Below are 20237 nucleotides of genomic sequence, written 5' to 3'. Positions count from 1 at the left end.
CGGGCTGACCCGCCCGACCTGTCCGATCCGCTTGACCTGCCCTGCTGCCGTATCGCCTGACCCGAGAGGAACCCACCCGACATGACCACCGAGACCACCGAGCCGGCCGCCGCCGGCGTCGCCGCCGAGCAGCGGCCGCCCGTGGAGGTGCGCCACGCCGCCGAGCTGGCCGCGCTCGCCGCCTGGGACGCCGAGCGCGGGGCCGACCTCCCGCCGGGCTGGCGGCTCAGCCCGCGCGCCGTGCGCGCCTTCGTGGTGGGCGACGAGAAGCTCGGCGTGTCCCGCAAGTTCTACGGCGACGACCCGCTGGTCGACCGGGCCGTCGTGGCGCTCATGGGCCGCCAGGGCCTGATGCTGGTGGGCGAGCCGGGCACGGCCAAGTCGATGCTGTCCGAGCTGCTGTCGGCGGCCGTGAGCGGCTCGTCCACCCTGACCGTGCAGGGCACGGCGGCCACCACCGAGGACCACGTGCGCTACTCGTGGAACTACGCGCTGCTGGTGTCCGAGGGCCCCACCGAGCGGTCGCTCGTGCCGTCCCCCGTGATGACGGGGATGCGCGCCGGGTCGCTCGTGCGGTTCGAGGAGATCACGCGCTGCGCCCCGGAGATCCAGGACACGCTGGTGTCGGTCCTGTCCGAGAAGCAACTCATGATCCCCGAGCTCGGGCCCGCCGCGCGCGTCGCCGCCCGCGGCGGGTTCAACGTCATCGCCACGGCCAACCTCAAGGACCGCGGCGTGCACGAGATGTCCGCCGCGCTCAAGCGCCGCTTCTCGTTCGAGACGGTCGCGCCCGTGAAGGACCGTGACTTCGAGATCGAGCTGGTCGAGCGGCAGCTCACCGCCGAGCTCGGCGCGCCCGGCGAACGCCCCGAGGTGCCGCGCGACGTGCTGGAGGTGCTGGTCACGGTGTTCCAGGAGCTGCGCACGGGCACCACGCGCGACGGCGCCCCGGTGAAGCGCCCGGAGACGGTCATGTCGACGGCCGAGGCGGTGAACGTCGCGGTCGCCGCGTCCCTCGAGGCGCGTTACCTGGGCGACGGCCGGGTCACCGCCGCGGAGGTCGCCCGCCAGGTGGCGGGCGTCGCCCTGAAGGGCGACGAGGAGGACGCGCGCCGGCTGCGGCACTACGTGGACAACGTCGTGCGCGAGCGGGCCCGCAAGGACTCCGGCTGGAAGGCCTTCTTCGACGCGGCCGAGGTGCTGTGGCGGTGACCGGTTCAGGGACGACGACGGCGCCGGGCGGGCCACCCGGCACGATGACCGCCGGCGGGGCGGCCGGGTCGGGCGAGGCGGGCCAGCACGGCCTGCGCGAGGTGTGGGACCTGGCGCCCGGCCGGCTGCGCCGGGCTGCCGCGGCGGTCGAGGCGCTGCGCGGCCGCGGCGTGTACCTCGCGCCGGTGCGGCACCACTCGCCCGCCTGCGCGGTCGCGGTGCGGCGGGCCGTCGAGGAGATCCGCCCGGCCACGGTCCTGATCGAGGGGCCCGAGGAGTACACGCGCCTCCTGCCGGAGCTGCTGCACGAGGAGACCGTTCCGCCGGTCGCGCTGCTCAGCCTCCCGCAGCCGGCGGAGGGCCGCGGCGACGGCGCCAGCTTCTACCCGCTGGCCGCGTTCTCGCCGGAGTGGGTCGCGATCCGCGCCGCCCACGCGATCGGCGCCGACATCCGCTTCTGCGACCGGCCCGCCGGCGAACGGGCAGCGGCCGAGAGCGCCGAGGCCGCGGGCGGCACGCCGGGGACGAGCGAACCCGGGACCGGCGAACCTGCGGCCGGGGGCCCGGCGGCCGGGGCGGACCCAGAGGACGCCGGGACGAACCCCGGGGGTTCCCGGCCGGCTGACGCCCGGCCCGGCGGCGCCGGGCCGGACACCGCGCCCGAGCACGATCCGTTCGCGCGGACGCTCATGTCCGAGCGGTACCTCGCGCACTCCGAGACGGTCGCCGCGCTCGCGCGGCGGCTCGGCTGCCGCGACCACGACGAGGTGTGGGACCACCTGTTCGAGGCGCGCACGCCGGACCGCCTCGCCGACTGGCGCGGCACGTTCGACGACGTCTTCGCCTGGGCCGCGCTGTCCCGCCTCGACTACGAGGACGAGGTCCTCGCCGCCGACGGGTCGCTGGAGCGCGAGGCGCGGATGTCCGCCCGGGTCGCGGAGGCGAGCGAGAACGGCACGGTGCTCGTCGTGACCGGTGCCTTCCACACGCTCGCGATCGCCGAGGCGCTGGCGGACCTCCCGGAGGGCGGGCCGGTGCGCGAGCGCCGGCCCGAAGGCGGCTACGGCCCGCTCGCCGAGGGCGACGCCTGGCTGATCCGCTACGACCACGAGCGGCTCGACGGGCTGCGCGGCTACGGCGCGGGTATGCCCTCGCCGGGGTTCTACGAACGCCTGCACGCCGCCCACGAGCGCCGTTTCGCGCCCGCGGAGCGGAAGCCGGGCAGCGGCCCGGCCGGCGCGCGGGCGGCGAAGCGCCGGAAGGCCGCGGCGGTCGTTCCCGTCCCGCCGTCGGCCGGCGACAGCCGCACCCTGGTCACCGCGGTGCTGGTCGACGTCGCCCGGGCCGCCGCCGAGCGTGAGCACCAGGTCTCCACGCCGCAGGTCGCCTCGGCGGCCGAGGCGGCCGCGCGGCTCGCGGACCTGCGGATGCGCCCCGTCCCGGGGCGCACCGACGTGCTGGACGCGATCACGTCGTGCTTCGTCACCGACGACGGCGGCATCGGCCCGGAACGGCCCCTCGGCCTGGCCATCGCGGAGGTCTTCGGGGGCAGGGCCGTCGGGCGGGTCCCGGCCGGCGCCGCGGTCCCGCCGCTGGTGCGGGACGCCCGGGAGCGGGTGCGCGCCGTCGGGCTCGACATCGACACCACCCTGCCGCGCACCGCCCGGCTCGACGCGCGCCGCACGCCGTCGCACCGGGCCCGCCGCCAGGTGCTGGCGCTGCTGGACCTGCTGGACTGCGGGTTCGGGCGGCAGCTGTCCGGGCCGGACCACGTGGGCGGGCGCGGCCTGGGGCTGATCGCGGAGGAGTGGGAGTACTGCTGGACGCCGGTGGTCGAGGCCCGGCTGGTCGAGCTGTCCCACCTGGGCGCGTCGGTCGAGGCCGCCGCCGTGACGCTGCTGCGGCAGGCCGAGGAGGAGCTCCGCTCCGCCGGGGCGTCCGCGGCGGCCGACGGCGCGGCGAAGCTCGTGGCACGGGCCGCCGTGGTGGGCCTGACGGCGCATCTGCCGCGGCTGGTCACGTTGCTCGCCCGGACGCTCGACACGGACCGCGACCTGGCGTCGGTGACCTCGGGCGCACGCCGCCTGCTCGGGCTCTGGCGCTCACGCGTGGAGCTGGACCTGGACACCGTGCCGGTGCGGCCGGGTGCCGGGGGCGGGACGACGGCGGACGCGGGGTTCCCGCCGGGCCGCACCCCCGCGGACGAACTGCTGTCGCTGGTCGGCCAGGCCCTCGCGACGTCCGCGTATCTCGTGTCGGACGCCGGCCGGGCCGGTCCGGACGACGAGGAGGCGGCGATCTCCACGGTCCTGGAACTCCGGGCCCTGGTCCGCGACGCCCAGCGCGCCTGGCGGGAGGCGGAGGCCGGCGGCGAGACCGCCGGGGCGACCGGCGACCGGGTCCCGGGCTCGGCCGGCGGCGCGCCGCGGGCGAGCGCTGCGCCGGCGGGCGGGTCCAGCGGGGTGACCGTCGCCGCGATCGGCGGCGGCACCGGGACCCGGGTCGCACAGGATCCCGCGGCCTCGGTGGCGCGTGAGCTGGTCCGGCTGCGGGACGACGACGACGCGGCGCCCGGGGTGCGGGGAGCCCTGCTCGCCGTCGGCTCCGTGGACGGCGAGGTGCCCGACGACCTGCTGGTGGCCCGCGTCCGCGGTGCCCTCCGGCCGGGCGCGGACCCCGCGCTCGCGGTGCGGTTCCTCGGCGGTGTGCTGCGCGCCGCGCCCGACCTGCTGATCTACACCCCGGAGCTGTTCGACGCGGTCGACGGCGCGATCCGGGACCTGGAGCCGGAGGCCTTCCTCGCCGTGCTGCCGGACCTGCGGCGCGGCTTTACCTGGCTGAAGCCCACCGAGACCCACAAGATCGCCGAACGCGTCGCGGAGCGCACGGGCAGGCGCGCCTCGGACGTCGACGTCCGCGTCCGCGTGGACGAGAAGGACCTGGCGGCAGGGCTCGCGGCCGAACGCGAGCTCGCCGCCGTGCTGGCCCGTGACGGGCTGGCCCACTGGAGCGGAGGAACACCATGACAGCGACGGGTGCGCAGGCCGCGGACGCCGTCCCGGCGGGGTCGTCGGGGAACGGCGCGGCGCCCGGTGGCGGCACCGCGGGCACGGCCGGCGGCCCCGCCACGGCCCCGCCGTCGGACAACACCGCGACCGGCGCCATCAGCCACGACGAGGCCGCCCGGCGGTGGCGGCTCGTGCTCGGGCGGTACGCCGCCGAGAAGCTCGAGGTCGGCAGCGGTGACCAGCGGCTCGACAGCACGCTGGGCTACCTCTACGACCGCGAGTACCAGGCCCGCGGGCACGCGGCCGGTCGCGGCGGCAAGGGCCGCGGTGGCCCCGGATCGCTCGACGGCTCGCAGCCGCACGGCGTCGACCTCACCGCGCTCGGCTGGCTCGGCGAGGCGCGGAGCCTGTTCCCGCGCGAGACGTTCGAGCGGATGCAGGTCGAGGCCGTGGGCCGGTACGGGCTGACGGAGCTGCTCCGCGACCCGGCCACCGTCGAGGCGATGGAACCGTCGCGCGAGCTGGCCACCGCGCTGCTGCAGGTGCGGGGCAAGCTCGACGACTCGATGGCCGCGGGCGTGCGCCGCGTCATCGAGCGCGTGGTGGAGGACGTCGTGCGGCGCCTGAAGCCACGGTTCCTCACCGCGATGGGCGGGCGGGTGGACCGGTCGCGCCGCTCGATGCACAAGGTCGCACGCAACTTCGACTGGAAGCGGACGCTGCGCGCCAATCTCGGCCGCGTCGACGGGTCGGGCCGCATGATGATCCAGGACGTGCGCTTCAACGCGCGCCAGAAACGGGCCCTCACGTGGGACGTCATCGTGCTCGTGGACCAGTCGGGGTCGATGGCGGCCTCGCTGCTGTACTCGGCGGTGTGCGCGGGGATCCTGTCGGGGCTGCCCGGGATCGAGGTGCGGCTCGTGCTGTTCGACACGAGCGTCGTGGACATGTCGCACCTGGCCCACGACCCGGTGGGAGTGCTGCTCACCGCGCAGCTCGGCGGCGGCACGGACATCGCCAAGGCCGTGCGGTTCGCTGAGCAGCAGGTGCGCAACCCGTCACGGACCGTGGTGGCGCTCGTCAGCGACTTCTACGAGGGCGGGTCCGTCTCGGAACTGCTCGCGGCCGTGAAACGCCTGCGCTCGTCGGGGGTGACGCTGCTCGGGCTCGCCGCGCTCGACGAGTCCGCCGAGCCGATCTACGACCAGGGCACCGCCCGGCATCTCGCCGAGGCGGGCATGGAGGTCGCGGCGCTCACGCCCGAACGATTCGCCGAATGGCTGGGGGAGGTCCTGTCATGACGTACCTGGAAGCCTATGCGGGTCTGGGCGACGAGGCGCTCGCGGAGCTCGCCAGCACCGGCCTGCTGCGCCGCGCCAGGAAGCTGTCCGACGACGTCGCGGTGGCGGGGTCGGACGCGAAGGGCGCGGATCTCGTGATCGGCGGGCACGCCGTACGGGTCGACGCACGCGGCCCGGCCGCGGTCGCCTGCGCGTGCCCGACGGGCGGCGTGTGCGTGCACGTCGTGGTCGCCTGCGGCTGGGCGCGCGACGAGGCGGCGCGCAACGGCGTCGAGCCGCCTACGCCGCAGGCTCCCGCGGATCCAGCGGCCTCCGGTTCCGGCCCGGGGGAGACCGCGGCCGGCGGGCCCGGTGGCGCGGCCGGTCCGGCGAAGCGGGCCGCGGCGGGCAAGGCCGGGAGACCGGACGGCAGCGCGGGGAAGGTTGCGGGGCCGGCCGGCAGTGCGGGGAAGGCCGCGGGAGCGGCCGGTCGCGCCGGAACCGGCAGGCGCGCCACCCCGGCGAGCTCCGCCAAGCAGGCCGCCGCCGTCAAGCGGCAGGAGGTCGCCCTCGCCGAGGTGCGTGACGCCGTCGTGCATCTGCTCGACGGCGGGCTCGCGCATCTGCGCGACGACACCGCCGAGTCCCTGCGGGCGCTGGCGGGGCGGGTCCGCGTCGCCGCGTTCGAGCCCGTGCACGGCTTGCGGCTCGACGCCCTGCTGCGCACGGCCGCCGGGCAGTCCGGGGATCTCGCCGCGCACGACGACACGACGGGCGAGGCCGACCTGCTGGAGACGCTGGCCGAGATCTGGGCCCTGTGCGAGACGCACGACGCGCTCGCCACCGGGCGAGGCAGCGGGTCGGCCGCGGCGACGACCGCCGCGAGCATGACCACCGCGGGCACGACCGCCGCGGCGCCCACCGGTCAGGAACCCGGCGGCCCGGGGCCGGTCGGGAACACCGCCGCGGAAGCGCCGGCGACCGCGCGCCCCCAGCGGAAGAACCGCAGCGGGCGGGACGAGGACGAGACCGACCTCGGCCGCGTCGTGCCGCTCGCCGTGCGCTGGTGGACCAGCCCCAGCGGGGCGCGCGGGATCGCGTTCGCCGGGTGGGACCCGGAGGCCGGGCGCGTGCGGACCGCCGTGACCGGGCGGCCCGCGGGCGGTGACCCCGGGTTCCGGCGGGAGTGGGAGCTGCCGCTGCTGTGGAGCGCCTCGCCGGCTCGGCTCAGCTCCGGCCCCTTCGCGCTCACCGGGGTGCGGGAACGGACGGACGGCACCCTCGGCGCCGGCGGCAGCCCTCGCCTGTCACCGCTCGGTGCGTTCGACGTCGACGAACTGCGCGACATCGCCGAGCGCACCGGCACCGCGACGCCCGCCCGCGACGTCGTCGGCTTCGGACGCCGGCCCGCGCGGGTACGCCTGCTGCTCGTCCGCGACACCGGCGACGTCGGCGTCGACGAGGTGCGTCAGGACCTGACCTGGACCGTCACCGACTCGACCGGGCAGCCGCACCTGCTGCGCGTGCCGATCGAGGACCGGCGCACCGCCGACACGCTGCTCCATGTCGTGGCCGGGAAGTGGAACGTCGTGGCGGTCACCGCCGAGAGGCACGACGACCGGCTCGAACCCGCCGGGATCTTCCTGCGCGCGAAGGACGGCGAGATCCTGCTGGTCAGCCCGTCGATCACCGAGCAGCACCAGCTCGGCCGCGACTCACGCTGGACGCTCCACCACTGGGAGACGTGGCGCAAGCGGCTGTCCCGCGTCGCCGGGATGCGCTCGCGGGCCCGGGCCGTCACCGAGGTGGCGGAGCCGGACCAGCCCGTGGTGCGCGCGTGCGCGCTGGCGTGGGACGTCACCGTGGCACTCGCGGCCACGGGACGCCGCCGCCTCACGCCCCGTCAGCTGTCCGACGTCGTCCAGGCCCGGGCGCTGGCACGCGACCTCGGGCTGACCACCCTGGAACGCGCGCTCGGCGACCTGGACCCGGACGCCGGCATCTCACCGCAGGCGCTCGCCCGCACGGCGTTCCTCGTGCGCCGCACGCGCGAGATCGCCTCGGCGTCGTAGCGGGGCCCGCGAGTCCCCGCGGGCGGTCACAGGCCGCCCGCGGGGAGCGGCTGGTCCGGGCACTCGCTCAGGACGTCCGTCATCGCCTCGTGCTCCGGCCCGGTCACCCACAGCTCGTACTTCAGTTTCACCGCGACCTGTGACGCGATGTACTCGCAGTGGTACCCCTCGTTCTCGGGGAGCCACTCCGACGCGTCGGACGCGCCCTTGCCCATGTTGGCGGGGCCGTCCGAGGCGATGAGGTTCAGCGGGTCGTTCGCGATCAGCTCGCGCTCGGCCTCGTCCCAGGCGTGCGCGCCGGTCACCCACGCGTTCTTCAGCGCGACGATGTGGTCGATCTGGACCTCGCCGGACTGCGGGCCGCGCTCGAAGTCGATCTCCTGGCCGGTGTACGGGTCCTCCAGCGTGCCCGTGGCGATCTCGCAGGTCTCGCCCTCGCTGAACTCCTCGCCCTCCAGGTCACGGGCGAGGATGTCGTTGCGGGTGTCGCACGAGTTGTCGTCGACGTCCTTCCAGGCCGTCCCGAAGTCGTCGCGGTCGTACCCGTCCTCGTCCTCCCACTCGGCGATCTCCAGCTCCGAGAGCGCGGCGAGCGCCGACCCCTGCGCGCCCTCCGCGGGCGCGAGGTCGTCGCCGCTCGACCTGATGACGAAGTTCCCGATGAGGACCAGCACCGCGACGACGACGAGCGTCACCTGGAGGGCCTTGCGCTTGCCCAGCCGATCGAGCAGCGACTTCTTTTCCGATGAGGCGGCCACCTTGCTCCTGTACCGTGATAGCGCGTTAAACAGTCGTACGACGTACATATACCAGTTCAAGGGTAACGAGAAGGCAACTTACCCGCGGACGACGTCGTCGGGCAGCACGAACGCCCCGGCCACGGTCCGGACAGCCCGCGCGCCGCGCGCACACGTCGGGCACGATGGGCGAATGGCACTACGGCTGGGAATCGTCGGATACGGCGGAGCGGGGCGGCAGATCCACGGGCGCCTCGCCCGCGAGGCGGGGATGACGGTGACCGCCGTCGTCACGCGTGACCCCGGCAGGCGGGTGCAGGCCGCGGGGGACTGGCCCGGCGCCAAGCTCTACGACGACCTGCCGGGCATGCTCGGCGATCGAGGCGCCTACGACCTGGTGGTCGTCGCGAGCCCGACGGCCCTGCACCTCGAGCACGCCGCGGCCGTCGCCGCCGCGGGCGTGCCGTTCGTGCTCGACAAGCCCATCGGCATCGATGCCGCCGAGGCCCGCCGCGTGGTCGAGGCCGCCGCCGCCGCCGGAACGCCGTTCACCGTGTTCCACAACCGCCGCTGGGACCCCGAGCAGCTCACCCTCGCCGCGCTCGTCAGGAGCGGCGAGCTCGGCGACGTGCACACGTTCGAGCGCCGGTGGGAACGGTGGCGGCCCGTACCCCGCCAGCGCTGGAAGGAGCGCGACCCGAGGGGCGGCGGCCTGCTGCTCGACCTCGGCCCGCACCTCGTCGACTCCGCCACCCGGCTCTTCGGCCCGGTCGAGGCCGTCTACGCCGAGATGCGCGCACTGTCCACCCCCGTCGAGGACGACGTCTTCCTCGTGCTGCACCACGCCAGCCACGTCGTCTCCCGCCTCTGGGCGGGGTCCCTGGTCGGCGCGCCCGGCCCGCGCACCCGCGTCCTCGGCACCGCCGGGGCGTTCGTCGTGACCACGTTCGAGGACGACGCCTCGCCGTTCGAGGTGATGGACGACGACGCCCCGGAGGGCGCGCTCGGCTGGCTCACCCACGGCCGCGAACGCAAGCCCGTCGCCGTCGCGCCCGGCGGCCACGCCGACTTCTACCGCGCCGTCGAGGCCTGGCTCCGGGGCGACGCCGGCGTCCCGGTCGACCCGGCCGACGCCGTCCGCACCGCCGAGGTGCTCGACGCCGCCCGGGTCGCGGCCCGGGACGGGCGAATCGTCGAGGTGTGAAGGGTACATAACATCTCGCGGCTCACACCGCATATCAGACGACAGCGAGCGCCGCCGCCCGTACCGCGTTGCCATGGGATGGTGCATCTCATCGATTCCACGGAGCTCGTCCGGGTCGCCGTGCCGGACCAGGGGCTGTCCCGTGACCTGTTGATCCGGCGCCTCGACACGCTTGCCGGGATCGAGCACCCGAACCTCGTGCGGGTGGTGACGATCTCGCCGTCCGGCAGGGACCGGATGGACGTGCGGCTCGACCGCCCGGACGCCGCCGACCTGCCCACCGTCCTGGCGTCGCGCGGGCCGTTCACCGCCGCGGAGGCCTCCGGCATGGTGACCGGCGTCGCCCGGGCGCTCGCGGCCCTGCATGCCGCGGGCCTGGCGCACGGCACGGTCGAGGCGACGGACGTGCTGTTCGCGCCCGACGGGACCGCGCTGCTGCGGCCCCGCCTCGAGCCGCCGGTGCCGGCCGCGAGCGAGGGCCCGGCCGAGGACATCCCGTCGCTCGCGCGCGTGGCGCAGTCGGTGCTGCGCAGCTGGCTGGCGGGGTCCGGCGGCAGTCCGGCGCCCCTGAGCAGCGAGGACCTGGCCCTGCGGGCGGAACTCGCCAAGGCCCGCACCGCGGACCTGCGCGACCGGCTCGCGGCCAAGGGGTTCGCGGCCCGGGTCCAGGACGTCGTCGCGCCGCAGCCGGTGCGCATGCCCACGCCGGAGAAGCTGCGTGCGGCGGCCCGCACCGGCCCGATCCCGATCATCGGCCCGGCGGCCGGCGGCCGCGTGCTGCGGCGCGTGGACCTGGAGCCGGTGATCCTGGCCGGGGCGGGGCTCCGCAGGGGCTTGCCGCCGGTGCTGCGCGGGCACCGGCGTCCCCCGGCGGTGCTGGTGGCCGTCTCGGTGGCGGGGCTGGTGTGCGGGCTGGGCGCGGGCATCGTGGCCACGGTGTCCGACCTGCTGCCCGGCGACGCGGCTGCGGCGGCGTCAGCCTCGCGCGGCCCGTCGCCGGAGGGCGACGCGAGAAGTGCCGCGGACCTCGGGGCGGACATGGCGGCGATCACCGACCGGGGCAATCCCGCCCGCGCGGCCAAGGAACTCACCAGGCTCCGGATGATGCTGCTCAGCGGCATGCCGGTCGAGGTGTCCGACGTCGACCTGGCGGGCTCACCCGCGTACGCCGCCGACGCCGCGCTCCTCGAACGCATCACCAGGTGGGGCGCGCACGTGAGCGGGGCGACCGTCAACGTCGCCGCCGCGGAGGTCGTCGGGGTGGAGGGAACCGGGGGCACGGGCGGCACGGCCGCGACCCGGGGCGCCGCGGCGGGCGGCGTGCTGAACGAGGCCGTCGTCCGCGTGGAGTACTCGATCAGCGCGTACCTGCAGGTCGGTGACTCGGGTGCGACCCAGGTCCCGAAGTCGGGCATCCGCTCCGCGATGCTCTCGATGACGTGGACCACGGACGGCTGGCGCGTCGCCCGGGTGTTCTCCTGACGCGGATCGGCGGCCGGGCCCCGGCACGGACATCCGTGCCGGGGCCCGGCCGCCGATCCCTTCCTACCTCGCGGCCCTGCTCGTGATCAGCCTGCTCAGAGGCCGAGCTGCGACTCGAAGGCGCCTTCCTCGATGCGGTTCTTGATCGCGGTGAGGAAGCGGGCGGCGTCCGCGCCGTCGACCAGACGGTGGTCGTAGGACAGGAAGATGTAGGACATCTGGTGGATCGCGATCGAGTCGTTGCCCTCGGCGTCCGTGACCACGACCGGCTTCTTGGTGATGGTGCCCGTGCCGAGGATGGCGACCTGGCCCACCGGGACGATCGGGGTGTCGATGAGCGAGCCGCCCGAGCCGGTGTTCGTGATGGTGAACGTCGCGCCCGAGAGCTCGTCCGGGCCGACCTTGTTCGCACGGGTCCGCGCGCCCAGGTCGCCGATCTGGCGGGCGATGCCGGCCAGGTTCAGGTCGCCCGCGTTCTTGATGACCGGCACGACCAGGCCGCGCTCGGTGTCCACCGCGATGCCGACGTTCTCGGCCGGGTGGTACGTGATCGTTCCGGCCGCGGTGTCGATCGTCGCGTTGATCTTCGGGTACGCCTTGAGCGCCTCGACGGCGGCCAGCGTGAAGAACGGCAGGAACGTCAGCTTGGCGCCCTCGCGCGCGGCGAACGCGTCCTTGGCGCGCGCCCGCAGGCGCGCGACGCGCGTGACGTCGACCTCCATCACCGTGGTGAGCTGGGCCTGCGTCGTGGTGGCCTCGAGCATGCGCTCGGCGACGATCTTGCGCAGGCGCGACATCTTCTCGGTCGTGCCGCGCAGCGGCGAGACCTCGAGCACCGTGGCGGGGGCTGCCGCGGTACCGCCCGGGGCCGCGGGGGCGGCCTTCGCCTCGGCCGCGGCGAGCACGTCCTCCTTGCGGATGCGGCCGCCGACGCCGGTGCCGACGAGCGCCGCGACGTCCACGCCCTTCTCGGCCGCGAGCTTGCGGACCAGCGGGGTCAGGTAGGTGCCACCGGTCGCACCGGCAGCGGCCCGCGGCGCGGGGCTGGTGGTCGCGGCGGGCGCCGGAGCGGCAGGGGCCGGAGCGGCAGGGGCCGGAGCGGCCGGAGCCGGAGCGGCCGGAGCCGGAGCGGCCGGAGCCGGAGCAGGCGCCGGGGCGGCGGGTGCCGGAGCGGCCGGAGCCGGGGCGGGCGCGGCCGGAGCAGCCGCGGCGGCGGGAGCCTGCGGGGCGGGCGCCGGAGCAGCCTCGGCAGGCGCGGGCGCCTCGGCCGGAGCTGCGGGCGCGGCCGCACCCGAGCCGACGAGCGCGAGCGTGGCGCCGACCTCCACGGTCTCGTCCTCCTGCACCAGGATCTGCTCCAGGGTCCCCGCGACGGGCGAGGGGATCTCGGTGTCGACCTTGTCGGTCGATACCTCCAGCAGGGGCTCGTCGACGGCGACGGCGTCGCCGACGTTCTTGAGCCAGCGGGTGACAGTGCCCTCGGTGACGGACTCGCCGAGGGCCGGCAGCTGCACGTTCTCAGACATGACCGGTTGGGTCTCCTTAGTCGGTACTGGGTCCAAACCTGCGTTGACGCTCCTCGTGCCCGGTTGCGTCCGCCGAGCCCCTCGTCGCGTCAGTTGTGGGCGTGCAGAGGCTTGCCGGCCAGAGCCATGTGCGCCTCTCCGAGTGCCTCGTTCTGGGTGGGGTGTGCGTGGACGAGCGAGGCGACGTCCTCGGGGAACGCCTCCCAGCCCACGATCAGCTGTCCTTCCCCGATCAGCTCGCCGACGCGCGATCCGATCAGGTGCATGCCGACGACGGGCCCGTCCTTGCGGCGCACGAGCTTCGCGAAGCCCGTGGTGCCGAGGATCCGGCTCTTCCCGTTGCCGGCCAGGTTGTACTCGAGGGTCTCGACCGCGTCCGCGCCGTACAGTTCCCTGGCCCGCGCCTCGGTCACGCCCACGGACGCGACCTCCGGCTCGCAGTAGGTGATCCGGGGGATCGTGGTCTCGTCGACCGGGGTGGGCGCGGTCAGGCCGCCGACGGTGCCCGACGACGTCGTCGTCCCGCTGCCCGACGGCGCACCCTGCGCCGCGCGCTCCGCCGCGATCGACTCCGCCACGAACACGCCCTGGGCGAACCCGCGGTGCGCGAGCTGGAGCCCGGGCACGATGTCGCCCACGGCCCACACGTGACCGCCCGCGGGCGTCGGCACGCCGGTCCGCAGGCGCTCGTCGGTCACGACGAAGCCGCGCTCCAGCCGCACCCCGGCGGCCTCGAACCCGAGGTCCGCCGTGCGCGGGCCGCGGCCGACCGCGACGAGCAGCAGCTCGGCGTCGAGCGTCCTGCCGGACTCGAGGGTCACGCGGACGCCGTCGGCGCCGTCGACCGTCGTCGGCTTGACCTCGGTGAACCGGTCGCCGAGCGTGAAGTCGATGCCGCGCTTGCGGAACGCGCGCTCCAGGCCCTTGGAGAGGGCCACGTCCTCGGCCGGGACCAGGTGGTCCAGGGCCTCGACGATGTGCACGTCGGCGCCGAACGACTTCCAGGCGCTCGCGAGCTCCACGCCGATGACGCCGCCGCCGAGCACCACGACCGAGGCGGGGACGTGGCCCAGCGCGAGGGCCTGGTCGGAGGTGATGACGGGGCCGGCGATGTCCAGGCCGGGCAGGGTGCGGGCGTACGAGCCGGTGGCGAGCACGACGTCGCGCCCGGTGTACCGGACCCCGCCGGCCTCGACCACGCCGGGCGCGACGAGCGTCCCGTGGCCCTGGACGAACGTCACCTTGCGCGAGGCGATCAGCCCCTGCAGGCCCTTGTACAGGCCCGCCACGACCGAGTCCTTGTAGGCGTGCACCCCGGCGACGTCGATGCCGTCCAGCGAGGTCCGCACCCCGAGGCGCGACCCCTCCCGCGCGACGTCCGCGATCTCCGCGGCGTGCAGCAGGGCCTTGGTGGGGATGCAGCCGTTGTGCAGGCAGGTTCCGCCGAGCTTGCTCTCCTCCACGAGAGCCACGCTCAGCCCGAGCTGTGCTCCGCGCAGCGCGGCGGAGTACCCGCCGCTGCCGCCGCCGAGCACGACGAGGTCGAAGATGCCGGGATCGCCGGCGGTCGTTGCCGTGGTTGGCACTGCGTGCTCCTCGCTCCAGCAGCCGTCATGGGCGCCGCCGCTCTCCTGACGAGCGGTCGTCACGTGCGCGGGCGCCTTGTGAGCGCATGCGCACCGCCTGACATCTTGTCATCTCCGACGGCCTCCCCCCAATCGGTGGGGGCGGATTCCGGGTGTGATGCTGGGGACATTCCAGGCGGGCCCGGTAGTCTTCGCGGCATGTCCCGCACCCCGCGCTTCTCGCTCGCGCGCCTCTTCCGCCGCCGTCCGGCTGCCGGCCAGGCAGCACGCCCGGCGGCGGCCGACGCGCGTCGCGAGACGATGAACCACCTGCGCGACTTCGTCGCCACCCGTCAGGGCGTCGAGGCGTACGTGGAGCCCCCGACCAACCAGATCCCCCCGACGATCCTGCTCGTCGCGACGACCGGCGAGTGGACCCGCCGCCGCGTCCCCGACGAGAAGACGGCCTTCGACCTCGCCGGAGACCTCGGCGTCCCGGTCTACAACGTCCGCTTCATCGGCTACCCGCAGCGCATGCGCGACTGGACCAGCGCCCAGCGCCGCAACTCCTGACCGTCCCGCACCGCGGGGCGGCGCCCGCGAGCGCCGTGGAACCGTCCCGCGCGGGCGAGGGCACCGCCGCGCGGTGCCGCTCCGTGCCCTACCTCGCGGCGCGGGTCTCCAGGAAGGCCAGGAGGGTGCGCACGCCCATGCCCGTGCCGCCCGCCGGCGTGTAGCCGTGGGCCGACTTGTCGTTGTAGGCGGGGCCCGCGATGTCCAGGTGGGCCCACGGCGTGTCGCCCACGAACGTGCGCAGGAACAGGCCCGCGTTCAGCATGCCGCCCCAGCGGGGGCCGGAGTTGGCGACGTCGGCCACCTTCGACGTGATGTTCGGGGCCAGCTCGTCCGGCAGCGGCATCGGCCAGAACAGCTCGCCGGCCGCGCCCGCGGCGGCCACGACGTCGTCGCGCACCGCCTCGGTGCCCATCACGCCCGCCGTGTACGGCCCGAGCGCGACGACCTGGGCGCCCGTCAGGGTCGCGATGTCGAGGACGACGTCGTGCCCGTCCTCGACGGCCGACGTGAGGCCGTCCGCCATGACGAGCCGGCCCTCGGCGTCGGTGTTGAGCACCTCGACCGTCTTGCCGCCGTAGATGGTGATGACGTCGCCCGGGCGCTGCGCGCCGCCGCCCGGCATGTTCTCCGCCAGGCACAGGTAGCCGGTCACGGCGACGGGCAGCCCGAGCTTCGCGGCGGCGACGACGGCGCTCAGCACCGCGGCGGCGCCGGCCATGTCCGACTTCATCGCCTCCATGTTCGCGGCCGGCTTGATGGAGATGCCGCCGGTGTCGAACGTGATGCCCTTGCCGACCAGCGCGATCCTCGTGGCCGGCGCGCCCTTGGCGCCCTTGGCGGGCGTGTACGTGACCTTCACCAGCCGCGGCCCGCGCGAGGATCCCTGCCCGACGGCGGTCAGCCCGCCGTAGCCGCCCGAGGCGAGCTGCTTGTCGTCCAGGATCGTGACCTTGAGGCCCTTGACGTCCTTGGCCGCGGCCCGCGCCGCGTCCGCGAACGTGCCCGGGTAGAGCTCGTTCGGGGCGGTGTTGACCAGGTCGCGCGCCGCGTGGACGGCCTCGGCGAGGACGCCGGCGCGCTCGACCGCGAGCTTCGCCTTCGCGCCGCGCGCCAGCGTGGTGAGGATCTCGAGCGAGCCGACGGGCGCCTTGGCGGCGTCGGCCCCCGAGCGGTACCTGTCGAAGCGGTACGCGCCGAGCAGCGCGCCCTCCACGACCGCGGCCAGCTCGGCGTCGTCGGCCGCGGGCAGCGAGAGCGCCGCGGACGCCGTCCCGGCCAGCTCGCGCGTGGCGGCGCCCGCCGCGCGGCGCAGGGTCTCGGCGGCGAACGTGCCGTCCTCGGCGCGCTCGCCGAGGCCCGTCAGCACGAGTACGCCGGCCTTGAGCCGGGAGCCGGCGGGGACCTTGCGGACCTCGTCCCGGGCTCCGGTGATGCCGAGCTGCGGGGCGATGGCCTCGATCTCGGCCAGGAGTTCCGCCGGGAGGTGGTCGGCGACGATCGCGACGCCGTCGGACGTCTTGGCCGTGGCGACGACGAGCGCGTCGGCGGCGACAGCGATGGGATTCTTGCTGGAGAGGGAAACGTCGGTCACCCCGCGATGCTATCCCGGCGCCGTTCCGGCGAGCCGGGGCCCGGTCGCCCCGGCTCCCGCGCCGGCTTCCGGGCCTCGGCGGGAGCCGCCTGAGGTCCGGTGCCGGTGAGAAATGCCACGCGCCGTCCGGGTGGCTGCGATTTTCACCGTACCTGGCGTCGCGGGTACCCTGCTCACGTGCTGTTACCCCTCCTGGTCCTGCTGATCGCGCTCTGCGTGGCGCTCGGCGGATGGGCCGCCTGGTTCGTCGTCCGGGACCGCGCGGTGATCCTGAACCAGCTGTGGGGCGGTGCCGTGGTGGAGGGCGTGCTCATCGCCCAGGCCATCACGGCGGCGATCCGCGGTGCCACCCACGAACCGCCGTCGGACCCCCTGCTCTTCTGGGGGTACATGGCGACCGCGCTGATCATCCTGCCGATCGCCGCCGCCTGGGCGTTCGCGGAACGCACCAGGTGGTCCTCGGTGGTGCTGCTGGTGGCGGCGCTGACGGTCGCGTTCCTCGACTACCGACTCTGGCAGATCTGGACGGCCGCATGATCGCGCCCGACGACGGCGCCGCGCCCGCGGAGGCGGCCCGCGCACCGCGTTCCACCGGCGCGGGTTTCGGCCGGGTCCTGGTCACCGTGTACGGCGTCCTCGCGTTCGCCGCGCTGGGTCGCTCCGGCTACGAGTTCATGGTGAAATTCACCGACGCGCCGGTGGCCTACTCGCTCTCGGGCGCGGCCGCCCTCGTCTACGTGCTCGCCACGTTCGCGCTCGCGCTCGGGGCGCACCCGCTCTGGCGCCGCCTGGCGTGGATCGCGGTGGGCGTCGAGGCGGTGGGGGTGCTCGTGGTCGGCTCGGCCTCGCTGGCGAACCCTGACGTGTTCGGGGAGTCGACGGTGTGGAGCCTGTTCGGGCAGGGGTACGGTTATGTCCCGCTCGTCCTGCCCTTCGTAGGGCTGTGGTGGTTGTGGCGCACGCGCGGGCCTGCCGCGCACGGAAAGGAGCCCGCCGTATGAGCTTCCCGTACTCCCTGCTCTTCGACCTGGTCTTCAGGAAGATGGATCCGGAACGCGCGCACGAGCTCGCGTTCGGGGCCATCGAGACGCTCGGCAAGATCCCGGTGGTGTCCGACATCGTGCAGGGTGCCGTCGCGCCGTACCTGGGCGCCGGCGCGGGAGGCCCGGGCAGCGTGACCGTGTTCGGGCGCGTCGTCCCGGCACCGTTCGGCCTGGCGGGCGGCTTCGACAAGAACGCGCGTGCCGTCCGCGGGCTGACGGCGCTCGGCTTCGGCTTCATCGAGATCGGCACGGTCACCGCGCACGCGCAGCCGGGCAACGAGCGCCCGCGCCTGTGGCGCGAGCTCGACCTGCGCGGCGTGCGCAACCGCATGGGTTTCAACAACGACGGCGCCGCCGCGGCCGCGGCGAGGCTCAAGGCGCTGCGGTCGACGCCGTCCGGCCGGGCGATCGTCGTCGGCGCGAACATCGGCAAGACCAAGCGCACGCAGCCGGAGCTGGCCGCCGAGGACTACGCGCATTCCGCGCGGCTGCTCGCGCCGTGGGCCGACTACCTCGTGGTGAACGTCTCGTCCCCGAACACGCCCGGCCTGCGCGACCTGCAGGCGACCGAGTCGCTGCGGCCGATCCTGCTCGCCGTCCGCGAGGCGGCCGACGAGGCCACCGCGGCCCTGTCCGTCCGCGCCGGCTCGTCGTCGGCGCTGCGCAGGGTCCCGCTGCTGGTCAAGATCGCCCCGGACCTCGCCGACGACGACGTCGAGGCCGTCGCGGACCTCGCCCTCGAGCTGGGCCTGGACGGGATCGTCGCGGTCAACACCACGATCGGCCACGACCGCGGCCCGGGCGGCCTGTCCGGCCCGATCCTGCGCGCCCGCGGCGTCGAGGTGGTCACGCGGCTGCGCAAGCGGCTGGGACAGGGCCCGGTCATCATCGGCGTCGGCGGCATCCGCACGGCCGACGACGTCCGCGCCTACCTGCACGCGGGCGCCGACCTGACGCAGGGGTACACGTCCTTCATCTACGAGGGCCCGTTCTGGGCCTCGAAGATCAACCGGGCACTGACCCGCTCCGCGGGTTCGGTCGGCAGCGGGAGGCAGACATGACCGGCACGATCCGCCCGCGCTGGGAATGGCTGCTGCACGACGACGAGGGCCGCCGCCTCCCCGAGCCCGTCACCCCGGTCTTCACCAACCAGTTCGACGCCGAGCAATGGCTCGGCGAGCACTGGCGCGACCTCGCCGAGGCGGGCGCGGCCACGGCCCAGGTCCTCAACGACGGCCGCGCGGCGGCCCCCGAGGTCATCCTCGGCCCTCGGTAGCCGGCCAGCCGGGTAACTGCCGGCCGTGGGTCACGACAGGCGGGTCCAGGCGCGGGCGAGGCGGGGGATGGCCTCCTCCAGGACCTCCAGGGTGTGGGGGAACGTCAGGCGGACGCGGTCCTGGGACGAGCCGTCCGGGGTCAGGGTGGGGCCCGGGTTGAGCAGGACGCCCTGCGCGGCGGCGGCCGCCGCGAAGGCGTGGGCCAGCGGGGCGCCGAGGCCCGCCCAGACGAACTGGCCGCCGTCGGGCAGCGGGATGTCCCACGGGAAGGCCGCGCGCAGCGCGGAGACCATGCCGTCGCGGCGTTCGCGCAGGAGGGCGAGGCGGCCGGGCAGGATCTCGGCGCGCCTGGAGATCAGGTCGGCCGCCACGAGCTGCTCCATCACCGGGGTGGCGATGTCCGTGGCCTGTCGTGTCCGCACGAGGCGTGCCACCAGGTCGGGATGCGCGCGGATCCAGCCGATCCGCAGGCCGCCCCAGAACGACTTCGACGTCGAGCCCACCGTGATCATGCGCGGCGAGGTTCCCTCCGCGTCGAGCGGCGGATTGGCGTCCAGCGGCTCGGGCCGGTGACGGGCCGTCAGCGCGAGGTCCGTCAGGGTCTCGTCCCCGAGGATCGTCACGCCGGTGCGTTCCGCCAGCTCACGCACCGCGGCGCGCTCGGCGGCCGTCAGCGACGTCCCGGTCGGGTTGTGGTGGTCGGGGATGAGGAACACGAGCCGCGCACCGGTCCGCCGCACGGTGGACCCCAGCAGCTCGGTGTCGAGCCCGTCGTAGCCCGCGGGCACGCCCACGATCCGCGCCCCCGTCTCGCGCAGCGCGTCGAGCGCGTGGAAGTATGTCGGTGACTGCACGACGGCGGTTTCCCGGCGCGCCAGTACCGTGCGCACCACCAGGGAGATCGCGTTCTGCGCCCCGGTGGTCACGAGAATCTGGTCCGGCGTGGTCGGCACGCCCCGCTCGCGGTAGCGCGCGGCGATCACCTCCCGCAACGGCGTGATGCCGTACGGCGCGTACCCGCCGTGCGCCAGATGCTCGGGCAGCGCCGTCAGGGCCCGCTCGTAGGCGGCCAGCACCTCCGGCGCTGCCGGTGCCGTGGCCTGGTTCAGCAGGATGGGGCGGACGATGCCGGGCGACGTCGTCGGCCCCCGGGACCCTCGGCCAAGGGACGCCGGCGCCAGGGACGGCGACACCAGCGAGGCCGACGCCCCCGGAGGGCCGGCCGACACGACGCTGCCGCTCGGAGGCCGGCCCGCCTCCGGGTACGCCACGGGCCGCCGGGCCAGTGGATCGCCCAGCGAGACGGCGGCGTCCGGCACCGCGACATCGCCACCTGCGGGCGTCTCCGCACGCCGGGGCAGCAGGACCACCGTTCCCGAGCCGACCCGGCTCGTGGCGAAACCGAGGTCGCGCAGCCGGCCGTAGGCGGCGGCCGTCGTCGTCCGCGACACGCCGAGGGCGGGGGCCAGTTCGCGCTCCGAGGGCAGGCGCGTCAGCGGCGCGATCGTTCCCACCAGGACGGCGGCGCGCAGGGCGTCCGCCAGCGCGACGTAGGCCGGGCCGCCCGCGTGCCAGGCGCCCAGCAGGCGGGCGGTGGCGACGGGGGAGAGGTGGCGGTGCGCGACCGGCGTGACGCTCATGGGTCCACTCTCGCCGGATTGGCT

Annotated in this window: 15 protein-coding genes and 1 pseudogene; 11 read left to right on the top strand and 5 right to left on the bottom strand. The window is 75.3% G+C overall.

Features of this window, described 5'->3' with window-relative positions; genetic code table 11:
• The first annotated feature begins 81 nt into the window (after nt 1–81).
• Genes ABD208_RS13270 through ABD208_RS13255 form a run of 4 tightly spaced genes read left to right on the top strand, consistent with a single transcriptional unit; the run spans nt 82 to nt 7572 of the window.
• Complete coding sequence (locus ABD208_RS13270) at nt 82–1212, top strand: ATP-binding protein (RefSeq protein ID WP_344103597.1); 1131 nt, start codon at nt 82–84, stop codon at nt 1210–1212.
• Entirely contained in the window at nt 1209–4238 is a 3030-nt protein-coding gene (locus ABD208_RS13265; RefSeq protein ID WP_344103595.1) for a DUF5682 family protein, read from the top strand. Before ABD208_RS13270 ends, ABD208_RS13265 begins: the two co-directional genes overlap by 4 nt.
• On the top strand, nt 4235–5521 hold the full coding sequence (locus tag ABD208_RS13260) for a VWA domain-containing protein (RefSeq protein ID WP_344103593.1): 1287 nt from the start codon (nt 4235–4237) through the stop codon (nt 5519–5521). Before ABD208_RS13265 ends, ABD208_RS13260 begins: the two co-directional genes overlap by 4 nt.
• On the top strand, nt 5518–7572 hold the full coding sequence (locus tag ABD208_RS13255) for a hypothetical protein (RefSeq protein WP_344103591.1): 2055 nt from the start codon (nt 5518–5520) through the stop codon (nt 7570–7572). Before ABD208_RS13260 ends, ABD208_RS13255 begins: the two co-directional genes overlap by 4 nt.
• 26 nt (nt 7573–7598) lie before the next feature.
• Here the strand turns inward: ABD208_RS13255 and ABD208_RS13250 are convergent, their stop codons facing one another.
• Nucleotides 7599–8330 carry an HNH endonuclease family protein gene (locus ABD208_RS13250; RefSeq protein ID WP_344103588.1) on the bottom strand — a complete coding sequence of 244 codons (732 nt, stop codon included), beginning with the start codon at nt 8328–8330 and terminating at the stop codon, nt 7599–7601.
• Between the two features lie 172 nt (nt 8331–8502).
• Here ABD208_RS13250 and ABD208_RS13245 point away from each other — a divergent pair, with 172 nt between their 5' ends.
• Both ABD208_RS13245 and ABD208_RS13240 read left to right on the top strand, forming a co-directional pair.
• Entirely contained in the window at nt 8503–9513 is a 1011-nt protein-coding gene (locus tag ABD208_RS13245) for a Gfo/Idh/MocA family protein (protein WP_344103587.1), read from the top strand.
• 81 nt (nt 9514–9594) lie between these two features.
• Entirely contained in the window at nt 9595–10995 is a 1401-nt protein-coding gene (locus ABD208_RS13240; protein ID WP_344103586.1) for a hypothetical protein, read from the top strand.
• 95 nt (nt 10996–11090) lie between these two features.
• Here the strand turns inward: ABD208_RS13240 and sucB are convergent.
• Together sucB and ABD208_RS13230 are read right to left on the bottom strand one after the other, a co-directional pair.
• A pseudogene (gene sucB, locus ABD208_RS13235) lies at nt 11091–12509 on the bottom strand (2-oxoglutarate dehydrogenase, E2 component, dihydrolipoamide succinyltransferase); the annotation flags it as partial.
• Between the two features lie 101 nt (nt 12510–12610).
• Nucleotides 12611–14107 carry a dihydrolipoyl dehydrogenase gene (locus ABD208_RS13230; RefSeq protein WP_344103583.1) on the bottom strand — a complete coding sequence of 499 codons (1497 nt, stop codon included), beginning with the start codon at nt 14105–14107 and terminating at the stop codon, nt 12611–12613.
• A gap of 198 nt (nt 14108–14305) precedes the next feature.
• Here ABD208_RS13230 and ABD208_RS13225 point away from each other — a divergent pair, with 198 nt between their 5' ends.
• Nucleotides 14306–14659: an oxidoreductase gene (locus ABD208_RS13225; RefSeq protein WP_344103581.1), complete on the top strand. Its 354-nt coding sequence runs from the start codon at nt 14306–14308 to the stop codon at nt 14657–14659.
• An 88-nt stretch (nt 14660–14747) separates the two neighbouring features.
• Here the strand turns inward: ABD208_RS13225 and ABD208_RS13220 are convergent, their stop codons facing one another.
• The gene (locus tag ABD208_RS13220; RefSeq protein ID WP_344103578.1) at nt 14748–16253 is read right to left on the bottom strand and encodes a leucyl aminopeptidase; all 1506 of its coding nucleotides are present in this window, start codon (nt 16251–16253) and stop codon (nt 14748–14750) included.
• Between the two features lie 177 nt (nt 16254–16430).
• Here ABD208_RS13220 and ABD208_RS13215 point away from each other — a divergent pair, with 177 nt between their 5' ends.
• From ABD208_RS13215 to ABD208_RS13200, 4 genes are read left to right on the top strand one after another with little or no spacing between them, the layout of a single operon-like run.
• The gene (locus tag ABD208_RS13215; protein ID WP_344103575.1) at nt 16431–16790 is read left to right on the top strand and encodes a hypothetical protein; all 360 of its coding nucleotides are present in this window, start codon (nt 16431–16433) and stop codon (nt 16788–16790) included.
• Nucleotides 16787–17254 carry a hypothetical protein gene (locus tag ABD208_RS13210; protein WP_344103572.1) on the top strand — a complete coding sequence of 156 codons (468 nt, stop codon included), beginning with the start codon at nt 16787–16789 and terminating at the stop codon, nt 17252–17254. The genes ABD208_RS13215 and ABD208_RS13210 overlap by 4 nt, the downstream gene beginning before the upstream one ends.
• Nucleotides 17251–18357 (top strand): quinone-dependent dihydroorotate dehydrogenase, encoded by a 1107-nt coding sequence (locus ABD208_RS13205; protein ID WP_344103569.1) that lies wholly within the window; start codon nt 17251–17253, stop codon nt 18355–18357. Before ABD208_RS13210 ends, ABD208_RS13205 begins: the two co-directional genes overlap by 4 nt.
• A complete protein-coding gene (locus ABD208_RS13200) occupies nt 18354–18572 on the top strand; it encodes a hypothetical protein (RefSeq protein WP_344103566.1) in 219 nt (72 codons plus the stop codon). Before ABD208_RS13205 ends, ABD208_RS13200 begins: the two co-directional genes overlap by 4 nt.
• Before the next feature lie 30 nt (nt 18573–18602).
• Here the strand turns inward: ABD208_RS13200 and ABD208_RS13195 are convergent, their stop codons facing one another.
• Complete coding sequence (locus ABD208_RS13195) at nt 18603–20213, bottom strand: aminotransferase-like domain-containing protein (RefSeq protein ID WP_344103564.1); 1611 nt, start codon at nt 20211–20213, stop codon at nt 18603–18605.
• Between the last annotated feature and the right edge of the window lie 24 nt (nt 20214–20237).

The sequence above is a fragment of the Myceligenerans crystallogenes genome (assembly GCF_039529775.1).
In the GTDB taxonomy this organism is placed as follows: domain Bacteria; phylum Actinomycetota; class Actinomycetes; order Actinomycetales; family Cellulomonadaceae; genus Myceligenerans; species Myceligenerans crystallogenes.
The sequence above is the reverse complement of the archived record's forward strand: the minus strand, read 5'-3'. Positions and strand labels throughout refer to the sequence as shown.